The 20,731-nt window shown below is 30.2% G+C and carries 10 protein-coding genes; 8 read left to right on the top strand and 2 right to left on the bottom strand.

Translation table 11 applies throughout. The features are described from left to right. Nucleotides 1–179 precede the first annotated feature (179 nt). The 5 genes from IPH62_05300 (at nt 180) to IPH62_05280 (ending at nt 9,585) form a co-directional block, all read left to right on the top strand. Nucleotides 180–1,016, top strand: a complete 837-nt coding sequence (locus IPH62_05300; protein MBK7104680.1) for a hypothetical protein — start codon at nt 180–182, stop codon at nt 1,014–1,016. A 249-nt stretch (nt 1,017–1,265) separates the two neighbouring features. Then, a complete protein-coding gene (locus IPH62_05295) occupies nt 1,266–2,519 on the top strand; it encodes an NAD(P)-binding domain-containing protein (protein ID MBK7104679.1) in 1,254 nt (417 codons plus the stop codon). A 26-nt stretch (nt 2,520–2,545) separates the two neighbouring features. Further along, nucleotides 2,546–4,096 (top strand): cytochrome C, encoded by a 1,551-nt coding sequence (locus IPH62_05290; GenBank protein ID MBK7104678.1) that lies wholly within the window; start codon nt 2,546–2,548, stop codon nt 4,094–4,096. Then, nucleotides 4,075–7,968 carry a hypothetical protein gene (locus tag IPH62_05285; GenBank protein ID MBK7104677.1) on the top strand — a complete coding sequence of 1,298 codons (3,894 nt, stop codon included), beginning with the start codon at nt 4,075–4,077 and terminating at the stop codon, nt 7,966–7,968. The genes IPH62_05290 and IPH62_05285 overlap by 22 nt, the downstream gene beginning before the upstream one ends. A 6-nt stretch (nt 7,969–7,974) precedes the next feature. Further along, nucleotides 7,975–9,585 (top strand): hypothetical protein, encoded by a 1,611-nt coding sequence (locus IPH62_05280; GenBank protein MBK7104676.1) that lies wholly within the window; start codon nt 7,975–7,977, stop codon nt 9,583–9,585. On the opposite strand, the gene IPH62_05275 is transcribed toward IPH62_05280, so the two are convergent. Beyond that, nucleotides 9,582–10,361, bottom strand: coding sequence for a PhzF family phenazine biosynthesis protein (locus IPH62_05275; GenBank protein ID MBK7104675.1), 780 nt, complete (start codon nt 10,359–10,361; stop codon nt 9,582–9,584). The genes IPH62_05280 and IPH62_05275 overlap by 4 nt on opposite strands. A 66-nt stretch (nt 10,362–10,427) precedes the next feature. Between IPH62_05275 and IPH62_05270 the strand changes: the two genes are divergently transcribed. Then, complete coding sequence (locus IPH62_05270) at nt 10,428–11,867, top strand: amino acid decarboxylase (protein MBK7104674.1); 1,440 nt, start codon at nt 10,428–10,430, stop codon at nt 11,865–11,867. 1 nt (nt 11,868) lies between these two features. Further along, entirely contained in the window at nt 11,869–12,507 is a 639-nt protein-coding gene (locus tag IPH62_05265; protein ID MBK7104673.1) for a MarC family protein, read from the top strand. A gap of 81 nt (nt 12,508–12,588) precedes the next feature. Here the strand turns inward: IPH62_05265 and IPH62_05260 are convergent, their stop codons facing one another. Continuing rightward, entirely contained in the window at nt 12,589–19,224 is a 6,636-nt protein-coding gene (locus IPH62_05260) for an aminotransferase class I/II-fold pyridoxal phosphate-dependent enzyme (GenBank protein ID MBK7104672.1), read from the bottom strand. A 417-nt stretch (nt 19,225–19,641) separates the two neighbouring features. Between IPH62_05260 and IPH62_05255 the strand changes: the two genes are divergently transcribed. Continuing rightward, on the top strand, nt 19,642–20,502 hold the full coding sequence (locus IPH62_05255) for an RNA polymerase sigma factor RpoD/SigA (GenBank protein ID MBK7104671.1): 861 nt from the start codon (nt 19,642–19,644) through the stop codon (nt 20,500–20,502). The last annotated feature ends 229 nt before the right edge of the window (nt 20,503–20,731 follow it).

Genomic DNA, 20,731 nt, shown 5'->3' with positions numbered 1-20,731 from the left:
TGTCACACTTTTAAAATATAAATTTCGCTCAATTGGTTAATATTAACCCAAGCATCATTTTATTTTTGATCTTAGGAAAACTTATATATTTTTTTTAATTTAAATAAGATTTATAGTATAAATTATTTTTTGGAAAGGATTTGACAAAATTACAGCATAATTTGTATATCGGTTTTTTTATTTTAGTCACAATTTCAGTTTTAGCCATTCTTATTATAAATGGATATTCTTACTACACAACTCCACTTGAAGAAAAATTTTTCTCATCTGAACATGATTTATTAAAACCAAGCGGAATTTTGGGTCACGGTTTTGGAATTATTGGCTCTATTTTAATGGTTTTTGGCGTGTTAATATATATGATTAGAAAAAGAGGAAAATTATTTGTTCATTTAGGAGTTTTAAAACATTGGCTTGAATTACACATTTTTCTTTGCACAGTTGGACCAATTCTAATTTTATTTCATACGGCATTTAAATTTGGAGGAATTGTTTCCGTTAGTTTTTGGAGTATGGTTGCAGTTTTTTTAAGCGGAATTATTGGGAGATTTATTTATGTAAGAATTCCCAGAACAATTGAAGGCAGCGAAATGAATATGCAGCAAATTAATAATTTAAATGAAAATTTAACTTATAGATTAGCAACCGAATATAATTTAATGAATTCCACATTAGAAAAAGTTTCGAACTTATCACAAATTCAGCAGCAAGGTAAAGCTTCTTTCGGAAATCTTCTTTTATCAGTTATTCCAAATTATTTGGAAAATAGAAAAAAAATAGTAAATATTTCAAATGAATTGAAGCAAAACAACATATCAAAACATCAAAGAAAAGAGATAATTAAAACAATCAAAGAAAAAATATCAATTTCGAGTAAAATTCATTATTTACGTTTAATGCAAAGTTTATTTAAATATTGGCATGTTGCACATCTTCCTTTTGCTTTAATTATGCTAATAATTATGTTCATTCATATAATTGTAACTGTAGTTTTTGGTTATAGGTGGATTTTTTAGACCTAAATTTCTCGTTTTCTTTTTCGATTTTTAAGACAGAATGTATTAATTACATGTAAAATTTTGGAAGCATATTATAAAATGTCCAAATTTTGTGACTTTTTACATAACTTACTATGGCATATTTATTGACTAATTGTCCTATTTACACAAATTAAAATTGGTAAAGAATTGGAAGTTTTAATTGAATATTTGATATCAGCAATTTTAGTAATTCTTCTTATCTCAATAGTACTTTTCGCGTATTATATGAGTCATAAAACAAAAACAAAAATAAATCGACTTAAAATTGATAAAGCAAAAGAATTTGGTTTTCACGAACCAATTTCACTTCATCCGGAAATTAACGAAGATATTTGTATTGGTAGCGGTGCTTGCGTTGCTGCTTGTCCGGAAAAAGATATTTTGGGGATTGTAAGCGGAAAAGGAAAATTAATAAATGCATCTCAATGCGTTGGACACGGAGCTTGTTTTCATGCGTGTCCGGTTGAAGCAATATCGTTGGTAATGGGAACTGAAAAACGCGGAGTTGAACTTCCTCATGTAAGTCAAAATTATGAAACGAATATAAAAGGAATTTACATTGCCGGCGAATTAGGCGGAATGGGTTTAATTAAAAATGCAGTTGATCAAGGTTCTAAAGCAATGGAAAATATTATTAGAACTTTGCCCAAAGAAAAAAATGTAAAATTTGATGTAATAATTGTCGGCGCCGGTCCAGCCGGAATTGCGGCTTCTTTAAATGCAGCAAAAAATAATATTAGATTTTTAACTCTTGAACAAGATAGTTTGGGCGGAACAGTTTTTACATTTCCTCGAGCAAAAATTGTTATGACAAAACCAATGGATTTACCACTTCATGGAAAAGTTAAATTAAGTGAAACTTCAAAATCAGAATTAATTGGTCTCTGGAAAGAAGTTTTAGAAAAAAATAATATTTCAATAAATGAAAATGAAAAAGTTTTAGAAATTATTGCTTACCAAAATTCTTTTGAAGTAATTACAAATCACGATAAATATACTTGCTCAAAAGTTTTGCTTTCAATCGGAAGAAGAGGTTCGCCAAGAAAATTAAATGTTCCGGGAGAAAATCTTGAAAAAGTTGCATATCGTTTACTTGAGCCGGAATTGATACAGAATCAAAAAGTAATTGTTATCGGAGGCGGAGATTCTGCAATAGAATCAGCACTTTTACTTGCAGAAGATGGAACAAATCAAGTTACAATTTCCTATCGATCAGAATCTTTTAATCGACTTAAGCCAAAAAATTTGGAAAAAATTGATAGCGCAATTAAGACAAACAAAATCAGCGCTATTTACAGTTCTAACTTGACGGAAATTTTAGAAAAAGAAGTAAAAATAAAATTGAATAACGGAAGCATAATCCCAATACAAAATGATTTAGTTTACATTTTTGCGGGCGGAGAATTACCAAATAAATTTCTTGAAAAAATTGGAATTAAAATAACCAAAAAATTTGGAGAGGTAATATTAAAACATTAGTTCTCAAAATATTTTTGTTTTTGTTCATTTTTGCTAAAATAAATTTAGCGCAAATTTCTCCCGGAGATTTAACCAAAGCTCATGCGGAATTTGAAGGAATGAGTAATTGCACAAAATGTCACGATTTGGGAAAGCAAGTTTCCAAAGCAAAATGTCTTGATTGCCACACAGAAATTTCGGATTTAATAAATCAAAATAGAGGATTTCATTCAAATAAAAATGTTGCCGTTAAAGATTGCTGGAGCTGCCATGGAGAACATTTTGGTAGAAATTTTAAAATCATAAAGTTTGATGAAAATAAATTTGAACACAATGAAACCGGATTTGAACTAAAGGGAAGTCATAAAAAATTAGATTGCGATAAATGTCACAAATCGGAATTTATACATGATAAAAAACTTAAATCAAGAAAAAACACTTTCTTAGGATTAGGTACAAAATGTAAAAATTGCCATGAAGATGTTCATCAAAAAACATTAGATGATGATTGTGCAAAATGTCATACCGAAGAAAAATTTAAACCGGCGGAAAAGTTTTTGCATGATAATACGAATTTTAAATTAACCGGAAAACATCAAAATGTAGATTGCGAAAAATGTCACGCAAAAGAAAAAAGAAATAATAAATCATTTCAGAAATTTGCAGAAGTAAAATTCAACAGTTGCGAATCTTGCCATAATGATTTTCATAAAGGAAAATTTGGTAATGATTGCAAAACTTGCCACAATACAAATTCATTTAATGAAGTAAATATTTCCGATAAATTTAATCATTCAAAAACCAATTTTCCTTTAGTTGGTAAACATCAAAAAGTAAAATGCGAAAATTGCCATAAAGAAAGTTTAACAAGTAAACCAAAATATTCTAAATGTTATGATTGTCATAATGATTTTCACAAAGGTGAATTTATAAAAAATAATATTCAAACGGATTGCAAAGTTTGTCATACTGAGAATGGATTTTCACCTTCCAATTTCACTTTGGAAATGCATGAAAAAACAGAATTTAAATTAACAAATTCACATTCGGCAACTCCGTGTTTTGCATGTCATTATAAAAATGAAAGTTGGACATTTAAAATTTCCGGTGAAAAATGTATTTCTTGTCATACAAATATTCACGGAAATGAAATTGGCGAAAAATATTTTAATGAAAATAAATGCGAAACTTGTCACTCAACAATTTCTTGGAAAACAATTGAGTTTGATCATAGCAAAACAGAATTTGAATTGATTGGAAAACACAAAACCGCAACTTGCAGAGATTGTCATTTCACAATTGAATATTCTAAAATTATTGCACAAAAATTTATACAATTAAAATTAAATTGTACCGAATGCCACAATGACATTCATCAAGGTCAGTTTGTTGAAGATGAAAAAGAACTTTGCGAAAATTGCCACACATTTAATAATTGGCAGCCAACTTTATTTGATCATAATAAAACAAGATTTGCAATTGATGGTGCACATAGAAATGTAAGCTGCGATAAATGTCATAAGCCAATTATCAAAAATGATATTTCATTCACAAATTATAAAATAGAGGATGTTAGATGTATAAGCTGTCATTCATAATATTTATCTTTATATCCTCATTGAATTATTCTCAAACTCCGCATGGAGAAAATTTTAATTTTGATTGCGAAGTTTGTCATTCAACGAATGATTGGAAAGTTGATTTAAAGAAATTAGATTTTAATCATGCACAAACAAATTTTGAACTTGCGGGTCAGCATAAAGTTTTAGATTGTCAATCGTGTCACACAACTTTAAAATTTTCTGAAACAAAAGGTAATTGTTTTGATTGTCATACAAATATTCATCAAAATACGGTTGAACCAAATTGTGAACAATGTCATAACTCAAACTCATGGGTAATTGCAAATATTACAGAAATGCATGATGTAAGCAGATTTCCTTTACTTGGTGCGCACAAAATTGCAGATTGTAAAGATTGTCATACTTCGGTTGATAAATTATTATTTCAAGTTATTGGATCGCAGTGTATTGATTGCCATTTAAGTGATTATCAATCAGCACAAGTTCCAAATCATATTGAAGCCGGATTTTCAAAAGATTGTGAAGATTGTCATAGAGTTAGTGATATTGAATGGAGTAAGGCAAACGTATCTCATGATTTTTTTCCATTAGTCGGCGGACATAAAATAAGTAATTGTTTTGATTGCCATTCGCAAACTACTTTTGAAGGATTATCACAAGAGTGTTTAATTTGTCATCAGAATGATTATAATTCAACTTCAAATCCTAATCATACTGCATCTGGATTTTCAACCAATTGTTTGGAATGCCATACAACTAATCCCGGCTGGCAGCCAGCGCTGTTTAAAGATCATGATCAATTTTTTGTACTAGACGGTGCACATAAAACAATTGAAAATGATTGTGCAAAATGTCATACTACCGGTTTCACAAATACTCCAAATCAATGTTATGATTGTCATCAAACTGATTATAATTCTGCAGCTGATCCGGTTCACCAATCAGCCGGCTTTGGAACTGATTGTGAATCTTGCCATACAACAAAAGCTTGGGAACCGGCAGCGTTCGATCATGATAATCAGTTTTTCCCAATTTATTCCGGAGAACATAAAGGTAAGTGGAATGAGTGTTCAGATTGTCATACAAATTCTTCTAACTTCCAAGTTTTCGAATGTATTACTTGTCATGAACACAATCAAAATTCTATGAATGAAGAACACGGCGGAATTAATGGATATGTGTATGAAAGTAATGCATGCTTCGCTTGCCATCCAACCGGAAGTGAAGAAGGCGGATTTAATCATTCGGCAACAAATTTTCCATTAACCGGAGCGCACATTTCAACCCAATGCACAGATTGCCATTCTTCCGGTTATCAAGGAACATCGATGGAATGTAATTCTTGTCATTTAACAGATTTTCAAAATTCAGTAAATCCTAATCATCAGCAAATTGGGTTAGATCAAAATTGCGAGCAATGCCATACATCAAATCCGGATTGGCAGCCAGCAACATTTTCAGTTCACAATGAATTCTATTTATTGGAAGGTGCGCATGCAAGTATTGCAAATGATTGTAATTCTTGTCATTCCGGCAATTACACTACCACAAAAAATTTGTGTTATGATTGTCATACTGATAACTACAATAATACCAATAACCCAAATCATCAAACAACTGGATTTGGTACAGATTGTGAAACTTGTCATTCGCAAAATGCTTGGCAGCCAGCAACATTTGACCATGATAATCAATTCTTCCCAATTTATTCAGGTTCGCACAATAATCAATGGAATGAATGTTCTGATTGTCATACTAATTCTTCAAACTTTCAAGTTTTTGAGTGTATAAATTGTCATGAACATGAAAAAGCAAAAATGGATGATGAACATAGTGGAATTCAAGGATATCAATATATAAGTTCTGAATGCTTCGCATGTCATCCAACAGGAAGTGAAGATGGAGCTTTTAATCATGCTCTCTCAGAATTTCCACTGACCGGCGCGCATATAACTCAGGAGTGTTCGGATTGCCATCAAAGTGGATACTTGAATACATCTAAAGAATGTATTAGTTGTCATCAAAATAATTTTAATAATTCATCAGATCCAAATCATATTCAAGTTGGAATTTCAAATAAGTGTGAAGATTGTCATAACACATCGGTTTGGAATCCCTCTACTTTTAATCATTCATCAACCGGATTTGAATTAGTTGGAGGACACAATATTTCAAACTGTTCAAGTTGTCATTCAGTAAGTACGGCAAATGCAACATCTGAATGTTATTCTTGCCATTCAGCAAACTATGCATCTGCACCGGAACATGTTTCGCAAAATTATCCTAAAGTTTGTCAAGACTGTCACAATACAACAAATTGGAATGAAACAACTTTCGATCATAATAATACTAATTTTGCATTAACCGGAGCTCATACAAGTACAGATTGTTCATCTTGTCACTCAAACGGATATGCTGGAACTTCAACAGAATGTTTTGCATGTCATGAATCAAATTTTAATAATTCTACAAATCCAAATCATGTCCAAGTTGGAATATCAAATAAATGCGAAGATTGTCATAACACATCAGTTTGGAATCCTTCTGTATTTAATCATTCATCAACCGGATTTGAATTAGTTGGAGGACACAATATTTCAAACTGCTCAAGTTGTCATTCGGTAAGTACGGCAAATGCTTCACCGGAATGTTATTCTTGTCATGCTGATAACTACACTTCAGCACAAGAACATGTTTCACAAAATTATCCCAAAACTTGTCAAGACTGCCACAATACAACAAATTGGAACGAAACAACTTTTGATCACAACAATACTAGTTTTGCATTAACAGGGGCACACGTAAGTACAAACTGTAGTGATTGTCACACATCGGGATATTCAGGTACATCAACGATTTGTTCAGATTGTCACATTGATAATTTTAATAATTCTACAAATCCAAATCATGTTCAAGTTGGAATTTCAAATAAGTGTGAAGATTGTCATAACACATCAGTTTGGAATCCCTCTACTTTTAATCATTCAACAACCGGATTTGAATTAGTGGGCGGACACAATATTTCAAACTGCTCAAGTTGTCATTCGGTAAGTACGGCAAATGCTTCACCGGAATGTTATTCTTGTCATGCTGATAACTACGCTTCAGCACAAGAACATGTTTCACAAAATTATCCTAAAACTTGTCAAGACTGCCACAATACAACAAATTGGAACGAAACAACTTTTGATCACAACAATACTAATTTTGCATTAACAGGGGCACACGTAAGTACAAACTGTAGTGATTGTCACACATCGGGATATTCGGGAACATCAACAATTTGTTCAGATTGTCACATTGATAATTTTAATAATTCTACAAATCCAAGTCATACAAATTTAAGTCTCTCAACAAATTGTAATGAATGCCATACTACTAATCCGGATTGGCAGCCCGCATCATTTTCGGTTCACAATAATTTTTATGTTTTACAAGGTGCGCATTCTTCAATTTCAAATGATTGTGCAACATGTCATAATGGAAATTATAATTCAACTCCAGATGATTGTTATGGTTGTCATTCTTCTGATTATAATTCAACGACAAATCCGGTACACTCAAGTTCTGGATTTGGTTTTGCATGTGAAGATTGTCATTCACAAAATGCTTGGAAGCCGGCTACTTTTGATCATGATGATCAGTACTTCCCAATTTATTCTGGTGAACATAGAAACGAATGGAATTCATGTTCCGATTGTCACACTAATCAAAACGATTATTCGGTTTTTTCTTGCATTGATTGTCATGAGCATAATCAGACAGATATGAATAATGAACACAGAGGTGAAAGCGGATATTCATATAGTAGCAATGCTTGTTATGATTGTCATCCAAACGGAAGCGAAGGCAATTTAAATAAAAAAGAACTTTTTAGATTTGAATAAAATTATATGATTAGAAATATAAAAATATTAATACTGCTATCGTTTACTGTTTTATCGGCGCAGCAAAAAGATAAATTAATAATTTCCGGAAAAGTTGAATATGTATCTTCTCAATTTACTTATGTAAGTTTTATAAATACCGAAGGAATAAATATTGGTGATACATTATTTACAAAAATCAATACCGGATTTATTCCAAAACTAATCGTGCATTCAAAATCATCAAGATCATGTGCGGCAAAAGAAATAAAGGGAAAACTTCAAAAAGGGATTGAAATATTTGCATATAATAAAATTGAAAATGAAAAACTTTTGATAACTAAAAATGATGAAAAAAATAATTTAGTTAACGTTGATTCAGAAGAAGTAAAGCCAATCGAAGTTAAAAACTCAAGTAAGTATAAATCTGAAAAAGATAATTTTTACGGAAGATTTAATTTATCGAGTTATTCCAATTTATCTAATAACTCAAATGGTGAAGATTATCAAAAGTGGAGATACTCATTTAATCTAAATGCAAATGATATTAATAATTCCGGATTATCATTTTCGAATTATATTACATTCAGATATAGAGCCGATGAATGGAGCTATACAACAAATCATTTGAATGATGCGGTGAAAATTTATGATCTTGCGGTTTCTTACGAATTGAAAAAAACTAAGTTTACATTAGGAAGAAAAATAAATACAAATATCGCAAATGTTGGTGCAATTGATGGATTGCAAATCGAGACTAATTATAATTCTTTTTCAATCGGCGGAGTAATTGGTTCAAGACCAAATTTTAATGATTATGGATATAATATAAATCTTTTACAATTAGGCGGATTTATAAGTAGGAAAGATTCTTTGGGAAATGGTGAAATGCAAAACACAATTTCTGCTTTTCAGCTTATGAATAATAATAGTACTGATAGAAGATTTTTCTATTTGCAGCATTCAAATAATATAATTAATAATCTCGGTTTATTTTTTTCTACTGAAATTGATTTGTTTAAATATGAAAACAATAAAGCAAGTAATGATTTTAGATTAACAAGTTTTTATGTGTCTGCAAGATTTTCTCCGGTTAGATGGCTTTCCGCAACCGCAAGTTACGATGCTCGAAAAAATGTAATTTATTATGAGACATTTAAAAATTATGCCGATCAGCTAATAGAATCAGCACTTAGACAAGGTTTTAGATTGAGACTAAACATTAGACCACTCAATAATATTTTTGTCAGTTTAAATTCGGGTTACAGATTTAGTGAAGACGATGCGAAGCCATCAAATAATTATGGTATTTCTGTAACTCATTCAAGAATTCAATATTTAAATTTATCCGCTAATATTAATTATCTCGGATTAAACACAATGTATTTAAATGGAGATATAATTGGATTGAGATTATCAAAAGATTTATTAGATGGAGCACTGTACGGAACTTTGAGTTATAGAAATATAAACTATAAATTTATTAATACTGAGAGTAAATTAATTCAAGATATTTTTTCTGCAGATTTATCATTACGAATAAATAAAAGTTTAACTCTTTCGCTTAGTTTTGAAGGAACATACGAAGGCAAAACAAGTTACTCTAATATTTATACAAACTTTTCTTGGCGGTTTTAAATTGTAATTTCACCTTCTAAATAAAGTACAGTTCTACCGGAAATTTTAACTCTTTCATTCATATATTCGCAAAATAATTCGCCGCCTCTTTTTGAAACTTGTAAAGCGCTAAGTTTATTTTTACTCAACTTTTTTGCCCACAAAGGAATTAATAAAGTATGCGCATAACCGGTAACCGGATCTTCATCTATTCCAACATCGGGTGCAAAAAATCTTGAAACAAAATCTACATTATTTCCTTTGGCTGTTATAATTACTCCATGAGTTTTAATATTTAAAAAATCTTTGATTTTTGGAGTTAAATTTCTAACAGTTTCTTCGTCATTAAAAACACAAATTGTTGATTTATCAAAATAAACTTCACTGGGAGTTTTTCCCAATGCATCAACGAGTATTTTATTTGTTTCAATTAATTGCGGATTTCTTGAAGGAAAATTTAAACTAATTAAATCGTCTTCCTTTGTAACAATTAATTTTCCACCTTTGGAATTAAATTCAATTATATTTTTTTCGTAATCTAAAATGTTGAATAGAACAAAAGATGAAGCAAGTGTGGCGTGTCCGCATAAATCAACTTCACTTGTTGGAGTAAACCATCTAATTCTGTAACCATCTTTTTCATTTACAAAAAATGCAGTTTCGGCTAAATTATTTTCGCCGGCAATATTTTGCATAACAGAATCATCTAACCAATTTTCTAATGGAACAACTGCAGCGGGATTTCCTTTGAAAACTTCATTTGTAAAAGCATCAACTTGATATAATTTTAATTTCATAACTTTCTCGTTTATTCATAATTTGTAAATCAAATATTTTATTTAAGAAAAATATACGAGTTTTTTATGATTTCAAAAACTAAAGATATGCCGATTGAAGATTTTAGAAAATATGGACACGAACTTATTGATTTTATTGCGGACTATTTTGAAAATGTTGAAGAAAAACCAGTTTTGGCTCAAGTTAAACCCGGCGATATTAAAGAAAAATTATCACAAACTCCTCCACAAAAAGGGGAGGATATGGAAAGTATTTTTAATGATGTAAGCGAAATTATTATGCCCGGAATGACTCATTGGAATCATCCGAATTTTATGGCGTATTTTAACTCAACAGCTTCTGCCCCAGCAATATTGGGCGATTTTTTAAGTTCTGCATTTAATATTAATGGAATGATTTGGAAAACTTCTCCCGCTTCAACAGAATTGGAAGAAGTAGTTTTAGATTGGTTCAGACAAATGCTACAGCTTCCCCCAAAGTTTTTTGGAATTATTTATGATTTAGCTTCTGTAAGTTCAATGCACGCAATTGCTGCCGCACGCGAGCAGGCAAAATCAAATTATAATAATTATGATATAAATAAACTAAGACTTTATTGTTCCGAGCATGCGCATTCATCAATTGAAAAAGGAGTAATAACTTTAGGATTACCGCTTTCTGCGGTCGTAAAAATAAAAACGGATGATCAGTTTAGAATGTTAACTTCAGAACTTGATGATGAAATTAATAAAGATTTAGAAATAGGTTTATTACCGTTTTGTATTGTTGCAACAGTTGGAACAACTTCAACAACAAGTATTGATCCGGTTGATTTAATTTCTCGAATTGCAAAAAAATATAATTTGTGGCTTCATGTAGATGCAGCACATGCGGGATCAGCAGCTATAATTCCCGAATTTAGATCAATATTAAGTGGAGTAGAAGATGCAGATTCGATGGTTGTAAATCCACATAAATGGCTTTTTGTTCCAATAGATTTAAGCGTTTTGTTTACTTCAAAACCGGAAATTATTAAAAAGGCTTTTTCAATAGTTCCGGAATATTTGAAGACTGATGAAGAATCAAAAGTTATAAATTATATGGATTATGGAATTCAGCTTGGAAGAAAATTTCGCTCACTTAAGTTATGGTTTTTAATTCGTTACTTTGGCGTTGAAGGATTACAAAATATTTTGCGTGAACATTTAAGATTAGGTGAATTATTTGCTGATTTTATTGACCGACATCCCAATTTTGAAAGACTGGCTCCAACTCCATTAAGCACAATTTGTTTTAGAGCAATTCCAAATAAAAAATTAAGTGAAGACGAACTAAATGAATTTAATAAAATTTTAATGGATGAAATTAATAATTCCGGAAAATTATTTTTAAGTCACACAAAACTAAATGGAAAATTTACGATACGAATAACTATCGGCGGAATTAAAACTGAAGAGAAACATGTTTTAAAAGCTTGGGAATTCATTCAAGAAAAATTTATTAAATTGTATAACAAATGGAATTAAAATGAATTCCTTATTAGAATTTACATTAATTGTTTTCACATCATTATTTACAATGATGAATCCACTTGGAGTAATACCGGTATATATTTCATTAACATCACACCTTGAGCCAAGAGATGCAAAAAAGGTTGCATATAAAGCTGTGTTAACTGCGTTTATTATATTAATTTTATTTGTGATTACCGGAAAATTTATATTCGATTTTTTCGCTATCACAATTCATAGTTTAAGAATTGTTGGAGGAATAATTTTTTTTATTGCCGGATATGATATGCTTCAAGCAAGATTAAACAGAACCAAATCCCGTGAAGATGAACATTTTGAAAATTCAAAAGATGTTGCAATAAGTCCTCTGGGAATTCCATTAATTACCGGACCCGGAGCAATTACGGTTTCAATTGTACATTACAATGATGCAATTGATATTTCGCAAAAAATGGTTTTATTTTCCGTGATAATTTTATTGATGGCAATTATGTTAGTATCATTGTTAACCGGAAGGAAGCTGATGGAATTTCTTGGCGAAACCGGGAATAAAGTTTTAATGAGAATTATGGGATTGATAGTAATGGTTATTGCAGTTGAGCTAATGTTTAGCGGGTTAACGCCGCTTGTAAGAAAATTGTTGAAGATTGAATAAGATGTGTAAATTATAAATTTAGATTTCTGCTTAAGATTGTAAATATCCGATCTTTTTAAAAGATCGGATATTTGTCAAACATTATTTTTTCTTTTCAATTAGCTTTTTAACAACTGCAAATTTTGCCGCTGCTAAAGTTTCGCGGTTAACTTTTTCTGTAATTCTTCCGCGAGTAATATCTTCTAAATTAATATATCCATTCATCAATAATAATTGTAGAATCATATTATTCTCAATAGTGGCTTTGCTATAACCTTCTGCAATGTAAAGTTTTTCACAATCTTTATAAAATTCATCCGCAAAACTTTCGTTATTCGGAAGATCCATAAGCTGCTCATAAGCTTCTGTATAACCGCTTAACTCAACATTAATGTTTGGTGTAACTAAAAGCGGACTAAATTCTTTCTTCTTTTCAACCGTGCAAAATCCTTTAATTGAAGTTAAATCAACTTTTACTTTTTCATTATCAATTCTCACAAATTCTGCTTTACGCATTTGCTCTAATTGGAATAGGAAAAAGTTATATCTGTTAACTTCGGCATTTTGTTTTTCATCGGATAAAATATGCGGATATTTTTCTCTCACAATATTTCTGATATAATTTTTATTCTTATTTATTTCCGGCTTAGAAATTCTAACTTCTTGAATCATTTTAACCATATCTTGTGCAGCAGCTTGAGGTCCTGTTATTTCTTTACCTTTTCTTCCAAGATCGGTAGATAAAATTCCAAATTGAATATGTCTTCCCGCACCTTTTTCTTTTTCGCCGCCTTTCAAAATATTAACCAAATGTTTTTTCATTTCATATTGACCTTCTTCGGCAACGAATGGTTGTCCCGCCGGAGTGCTTGCCAATGAATTGAAGAAACTGCTGAAAATTGTTCTATCAATTACAATTTCTTTAGTGTTTGATTCTTCCGATTTTATATCAACACAATTTGCAATAAATCTATTTTTGATTATATCAAACTTTACGGAATCAATTTTGTATTTGTTTCCATCCAAATGTTTAAAAACTTTTTTATCAAAAATTTTATTTACAATTTCTTCAATATCAATTTTTTCAATCAACTTATATGAAGAACATAAATAATATTTTCCGGTGAATTCATCAAATTCCCAATCAAGAACATCATCAAGATAATTGCCATGTTTATCCATAACTTCTACAACATTTTTATCATTTGTATAACGAAGTAACGTTCGCTGAAAATTCGGATTATCCGAACTTGTTGCTTTCTCTTTTCTTTCGCCATGAGAATGTCTATATAACAAAAAGTTTTCCGGATTTTTATAAACTGTAATACCAGCTTCTTGTCGACCAAAATTACTTGCGGTTAACATAATATCAATTTTGTACGGCATTTTAATATCACACAATCCGCTAATAGTACTTCTCGAATTTAAATCTTCAACGTTACTATCTGCAGCACTTTCAAAAAGGGAATTGTAATACTTAATGAAATCCGGATCAAAATCTGTTACGCGAGAAAAATCTCCCTCTTCAGTTCCAATTCCATATAAATTTCCATCGGCATCCGGAAAAACGTAAAACATATCGCCGGCAATTAATTTTATCGAACGAATTCCCGGTAAATCTTTCTTTAGCCATTTTAACATCATTGCCGCAAGCATTTCTGATTTACCGACACCGCTATCGCCATCAACTTGAATTACAAACAAACTTCCGTCTTCTTCTTCAACTGCAAACAATGAACCATGAACCGGCATACCACCCATTTCCTTAACTTTTTCGTTCATCATTGTAAGCCAAGGTTTTTTAATATTTCCGAAATAATCGGTTTTCATTTTTAGCGGCGTTACTAAAGTTTTTATATTTCCGTTTGGTCCCTTAATATTGAAGTAACCAATCTGCGGATATGAAATAACTTTTTCCGGCGCACCGTAAAATAAAATTACATCGGGAATAAAATCTTTTAAATCATTCAAGCTAACTTCATCTGCAGTAATTAAGCGGTGATTATCCGTTAAATATTTTATATATGATTTTTGAATTATGTATAAAACTTTTACAAGTCCGTGTTTGATGATTTTGCATCTGTAATCATCGGAGTCCATATTTTCAACAAATTTTGATAAACGACTTTTAAAGAAAACCGCCGAAGGTTTTGTATCTAAATTTTTTATATACTCATTTAAATCTTCATATTTTCTTTCTTCATTATTATCAATTTCTCTATCTACTTTATGCATTGCATATTCGCGTTTTTTTGCATCGGTTACAATTCTTGTATGTGTTTGAACCGGCTGTTCTGATGCAATTACACCGCATTTCTTCATTACATCTTCAATCCATTTTAGCGATCCGTCATCAAATGAATTTAAAGTTTTATTACTAAATTCATAATTTTTATGAAGCGTGATTCCGTGCTGAATCATTTCGTTAATGCTGGAATTTTGCTGTCTGTATTGTGCTTCAACGAATTTAATCAAAGTGTGAGTGTATTTATCATAATATTCCGTTGAACGAGTTTTGTTAATTATTTTAATGAAAAATAAAATTATATCACGTGTAACTTGATGAAGTTTATCTTGTGTAATTTTTTCATTTTTGTATCTATAAACTTCATTAATAATTTCATTTATTTCAGATGAAACAATTTCAAAAATGAAATCTTCGGTGAATAATTTTACTTCACCATTTTCTTTTTGACCTAATTTATTTGATAAAAATTGAATTTTAGAATTGAGAATATTTAAAAAACTATCATCTTTCTTTAGCATATAAAAATGTAATAATTTTTTTTCGGTTGATAAATTTGATGAAAGAATTTTGTCAATTAAAATTTTGTGAACTATTCCTTCTAATTTTTCACCGAATAAATTTTTATCCAACTTATTAAAAACTTTATCTAAAAATATGTTGGCATATTGTTTTAAATTAAATTCATCAACGGAAAATCCTACAACTTCATTAAACTTTTCGACAGAAGTCTTTAGAAGCTGTTCACAATTTGGTTCAATTGCATCTTGTTCAAAAGGCAAATTGAAATGTAAAAGCAATTCGCGAATAAATTTTCGCAGAATAATATTTGTGCCTTCAAGTTTAGAAACATCTGAAGCAAAATCATCAGAAGCATTTATCGCCATAATTTTTACTTTTGAATCAGAGAATAAAATTCTTTCCATCTCAATAAGAATTTCTTTCATTATAATAATTTCTTCGGGATCATCAAGCACATGATAATTTGGTTTGTAATCCATTTTATTATCAATGTACTTTTGAATTGTCGGTTTGCCGAATCGATTAATAACAGTGTTGAAATCTAAATCTTTAATTTGCGGAATTGATTTATAAATCTGTGGTAAAAGATTTTCATAAATTTTTGAGAAAGCTTTACTTTTTATAAAACTGCTCAAATCTCTGCACTCGCCGATATTATCATAAAATTCAATTACGGAATTTTGAGATTTGTTTAACGAATTAATTGTAACTCCGCAATCTTTTGGAAACGCATGATAAAGCGTCATAATATTGCTGATGGTTAAACTGCTCTTCTTTTGCTTTTTGATATTTTTAATTATTTCAAAATCATTGAGAATATTTTTAATAAAATCCTTGTCGGTTGATGTCTTGAAAATTTCATCCAAAATATCATCAGTTCTTTTTTCTGAATTTTCTGGTTTAGATTTTTCACCTGTAAATATTCCCAAATATTTTAAAACTATTCTTAGCGCATTTTCAAATTCCTTTTTGAAAACTTCATAACTTTTATCAGAACCGTGAACATAATCGCCAATTGAAAATCGTAAGAATCCCGTTTGATATGGAATTACCGCAATTCCTCTTTCTTGCGCTAAACGTTTTGTGAACTTTTCCAAATCTTGATAGAAAAAGTTTTCCTTCAATTTTAAGTTGAATAAATAAGAACCATCGGAAGGAAGAACTTCCGCAAACTGATTTTCGGTTTCGTTAAGAATTGAATTAGCAACTTCCTTAGATAGTTTTAATCTCTTTATAGATTCAGCGCCGAAATTTTTATTAACTCTGAATTTATTTATTTCAGAAACAAGATGTTTTTGGTAATAACTGAAAAACGGCTCGCCTTTATATTTGAAATCATCGGGCAAATCTAAAACATCTAATTTATCAAGCGATGTGAGTTCATCCAATAAAAACAAGTTCAGCGGACTTCCTTCAAATGGTGAAAATCTTTTTGCAGTTTTACCTTGATTTGCGGTTTCTTTTTTATCGTTAAAATTTTCTATTTCATCAATTATATATTTTTCTATTCTTGCTTTAATTTTATAACGAGAAGCTTCCTTTGGAAGTTCTCGTTCCATCCTGTCTTTTATCTTTTTTGCAAGTTGAGCAGTTTCCAAAGTATTTACAAGAATATAAAGAGAATTTGTATTTCCTTTTTCAATTCCGTTTTGTTCTTTTGCAAAATCAATTACATCTTTTCTTGCCGGTGTTGCAATTAAAGAACCCAATCTGCTTCCGGTTGCGCCTAAATTTTTAGTAGTTGATAAAGACGAAACTGCGCTTATATTTCCCATTGCTGAAATGTTATTCATAATATATCTGGAAATTGTTCGCCACTTTGGTTCTTTCGGATCTTCAATTTTTACCGAATCGCTATAAGCTTCATCCAGCAATAATGTAATTTTGCTGTTGTTTAAAAATTTCAAAAACTTTATCAACGACACATTATTAAAATCCGTGTATCCGCTTGGATTTGATGGATCATTAATTATTATTGTTAAATTTTCACAGAATCTATCCCACAAACTTCCGGTATCATCAAATAGTTGGAAGTTATTTTTCATTCTGTTTAATCTTTGGTGAAGTCTATCAAAATCAATTCTACCAGATTCATCCAAACCAATTTCCAAATCAAATGGATTTATATCAAATCTGTCTTCCGGGAATAAATCTTTATATTCCCACGAAGCTTCTTGGTTAAACAATATATATGGCATCAAAACACGGTCTGATAAAATATCTCTAATTATCATTTGGACATCGTCGGCAACAGAAGTAATTTCCAAATTGCTTAAGTTGCTGATAAATTCTTTTATAATATCCTTTTCATTTTCAGATTTGCTTTCGTAAGCTTCTTTAATTCCTAAATCAATTAATAGATTGTAAAATCTTCCGGTGTTGTCTGATTCGTTTTGAATTTTTGTAATATATTCTTTATACTTTTCCAAAAATAAATTTAGTCCGAAATTTTTATGGAAATGATTTTTTAAAGTTCGCTGATAGTTATCCGGAGTAATATCTATAATGGTTTTACACTTTTGAATAATTTTTGGATCAAGTTCTTTAAGTTTTCTCTGAAGTAAATAACTTCCGTAAGTTCTAATTTGTCCGCGACCGCCGCCTTCTATAATTGTAGCAATATTTACTTGTTCAATATTTGAATAAAAATATGCTTTTGTTCGCGATTCAAATTCCGCAATTAATGCTTTATTAATTTTCTGAAGTGATTTTGGATTTTTACAATTTTGTACAAGAACAATAAAATCCCTTAATTTTGTTAGGGAATATTTATCCTTAATTATTTGTTTAACAAAATTATTGAATTTAAATAAGTATAAATTCTTTAAATGATTTTCGGTTTCGCCCAATTGCTCTAGTTTGAATTGTATTAATTCATCATCATAATCTTTAATTTTTTGTTCTGCGCAAACTCTGAATTTTTCTAAATTTTCATCATTTACTTTATCTAAAATTAAACGGAGATTTAGCTGACTGTTTGCCAAAGCTCCCAATTTTTTTGTGTGAACTTTATTTAACGTATTTATAATTTTATTATGAAACGCAAAAACCAAAGAAGTATTTGTACTTTTTGATTCCGGTGAATTATCAACCAAAACAATTCTTGTTAAATACGGAAACCACTTTTTATTATTGAAAATATTCTTTCGCATATTTTCAATTTTAACAATAAATATGCTTGTTGTATCGGATTCTATTTGCTTAAACAAATCTTCCGGATTTTTAAACTCAATAACTTTAACATCATTTTTGTTAAAAATTTCTTCGGAAAGCAATTCAACAACTGTGTCAGAACTTCCGCCGACAACAGTTTTTATTAATCCGTCTAATCCTTTAAAATTTACGGTTAGAAAAGTTCTACTTAAGAAATCTTGCTTTTCTGCATTTGTGGTGTAATGAGAACTTTGGATAATCATCTGTTCAAGCACATCCATAAAATAATTCCACTGTGCTTCTTCAATATCGCCGACAATTCCAATTACATCTCTAAATTTTCTTAACTCGGTTACATCATCACCCAAAACTAATTTGTACATTAAATCTAAATGAGCTTCGGTAACCGGCGGAGTTCCAATTGAAAAATCATGCGAATTGAGAATATTTAAAGTCTGCTCTTTTGTTTTTGAGTCAACGGCTTCGGTATCTATAAAATATTTTAATTTATTTTCAAAATTTTGTTTCTTCTCTCTATATTGAAATGCTTTCGAATCTTCATGAGGAAAAATCATTAAAGATACATCGGAGTAACCGGGAATTGATTCTTTTAATTCGAGAAAATATTTATCAATTTCTGCATTTTGTTTTGAAGGATCAATTGGTTCTTCATAACAAATTCTAACAAAATTTTTGAGCAAATTTAAAGTATCATTAGGCATAAAGTTTTCGGCTCGTTCACCCAACGATTTAAAAAGATTTATGTAATCATGTGCTTCAGATCTCAATTTGATCTTTGGTTTTCCTGTTATTTGCATATTTATTATAATGTTATTAGTAAAAGTTAATTTTTTGATTGTAAAAGGTAGATAAAAGTATTTTTTTAGTCATTGACTTTATTAAAAAAATCAACTTATTATGTACCCAAAAAGAGAAGGAAAAATTTGTAAAAATTACTTCTTGATCTAAATATACTTAACTTTTTTATTTTTTATTCGATATTAGGGGGATAAGTTAAGAAATTGTAGTTGTTGTAAAAATCGAAAAAAGAATAAATAATAAAATTTCCCCCCAAATTTTAGTTTCTTTTTCATCAAAATGCATAAAAAGTACTAGGCAATAAAAAAGTATTGACTTTAAAGTCCAAAAACCTTATATACCTTAGATTTTTTTCGCAATAAAGTTACTATGTCTTAATTTGAGAATTACTATATATAAACAAGGGAGTATCCTAATTGAAAATCACTAAACAAATAACCAACAGAGAAAGTCAATCGTTGGACAAATATTTCCAAGAAATTGGCAAAGTTGATCTTATCACTCCAGAAGAAGAGATTGATTTGGCAATTAAGATTAGAGAAGGAAATAAAGCTGCTTTAGATAAGCTGACAAAAGCTAATTTAAGGTTTGTGGTAAGTGTTGCTAAACAATACCAACATCAAGGATTACCACTAAGCGATTTGATTAACGAAGGAAATCTTGGTTTGATTAAAGCTGCAAAGAAATTTGATGAAACGAGAGGATTTAAATTTATATCCTACGCCGTTTGGTGGATTCGTCAATCAATTATGCAAGCAATTGCAGATCAATCAAGAATGGTTCGTTTACCTCTAAACAGAGTTGGAGAATTGTCCAAAATTTCTAAAGCTGCAAGCATGCTTGAGCAAGAACTTGAAAGAAAACCAAGTGTTGAAGAAATTGCCCAAGAATTAGAAATGAATGTTGATGACGTTGCTTATACACTTCGTCATTCCGGAAGACAAGTTTCTGTTGATGCTCCATTTTCACAAAGTGAAGATAGTAAAAGTAGTCTTTTGGATATTATGCCGAACGAAGATCAGCCTCAGCCAGATCATCGTTTAATGAGCGAATCTTTAAGAAATGAAATCGAAAGAGTACTTTCTACTTTATCAGAAAAAGAAGCAACAGTTATTAAATTGTATTTTGGATTTAATACAGAATACACCGCAACTTTGGAAGAAATTGGTGAAATATTAAATTTAACTCGTGAAAGAGTTAGACAAATCAAAGAACAAGCTTTAAGAAAATTGCGTCATGCTTCAAGAAGCAAAAAACTTAAAGTCTATCTTGGATAAATTATAATTTGTATTCATGCAGCGGTTAGGGAAACTTAACCGCTTTTTTTGTGCCTATTTTTCTTTCTTAATCTTACTCATAATCTTAATCCTAATCTTTATAAAACATTCTCAATTGTTTCTCTAAACTTTTCTTTTAAGAAAATAACTGCATTAAAAGAAGAGTAAGATTATGATTAAGAATAAGATTAAGATAAAATTTCAAGTTGAAGTAATAATTAAAATATTG

It is taken from the genome of Ignavibacteriota bacterium, assembly GCA_016708125.1.
Taxonomy (GTDB): domain Bacteria; phylum Bacteroidota; class Ignavibacteria; order Ignavibacteriales; family Melioribacteraceae.
This window is presented reverse-complemented; position numbering and strand designations above follow the sequence as displayed.

Coding starts and splice junctions, on each gene's coding strand:
- IPH62_05270 (MBK7104674.1), top strand. CDS start 10,428: ATGATTTCAAAAACTAAAGATATGCCGATTGAAGATTTTAGAAAATAT.
- IPH62_05265 (MBK7104673.1), top strand. CDS start 11,869: ATGAATTCCTTATTAGAATTTACATTAATTGTTTTCACATCATTATTT.
- IPH62_05275 (MBK7104675.1), bottom strand. CDS start 10,361: ATGAAATTAAAATTATATCAAGTTGATGCTTTTACAAATGAAGTTTTC.
- IPH62_05285 (MBK7104677.1), top strand. CDS start 4,075: ATGTATAAGCTGTCATTCATAATATTTATCTTTATATCCTCATTGAAT.
- IPH62_05280 (MBK7104676.1), top strand. CDS start 7,975: ATGATTAGAAATATAAAAATATTAATACTGCTATCGTTTACTGTTTTA.
- IPH62_05295 (MBK7104679.1), top strand. CDS start 1,266: ATGAGTCATAAAACAAAAACAAAAATAAATCGACTTAAAATTGATAAA.
- IPH62_05260 (MBK7104672.1), bottom strand. CDS start 19,224: ATGCAAATAACAGGAAAACCAAAGATCAAATTGAGATCTGAAGCACAT.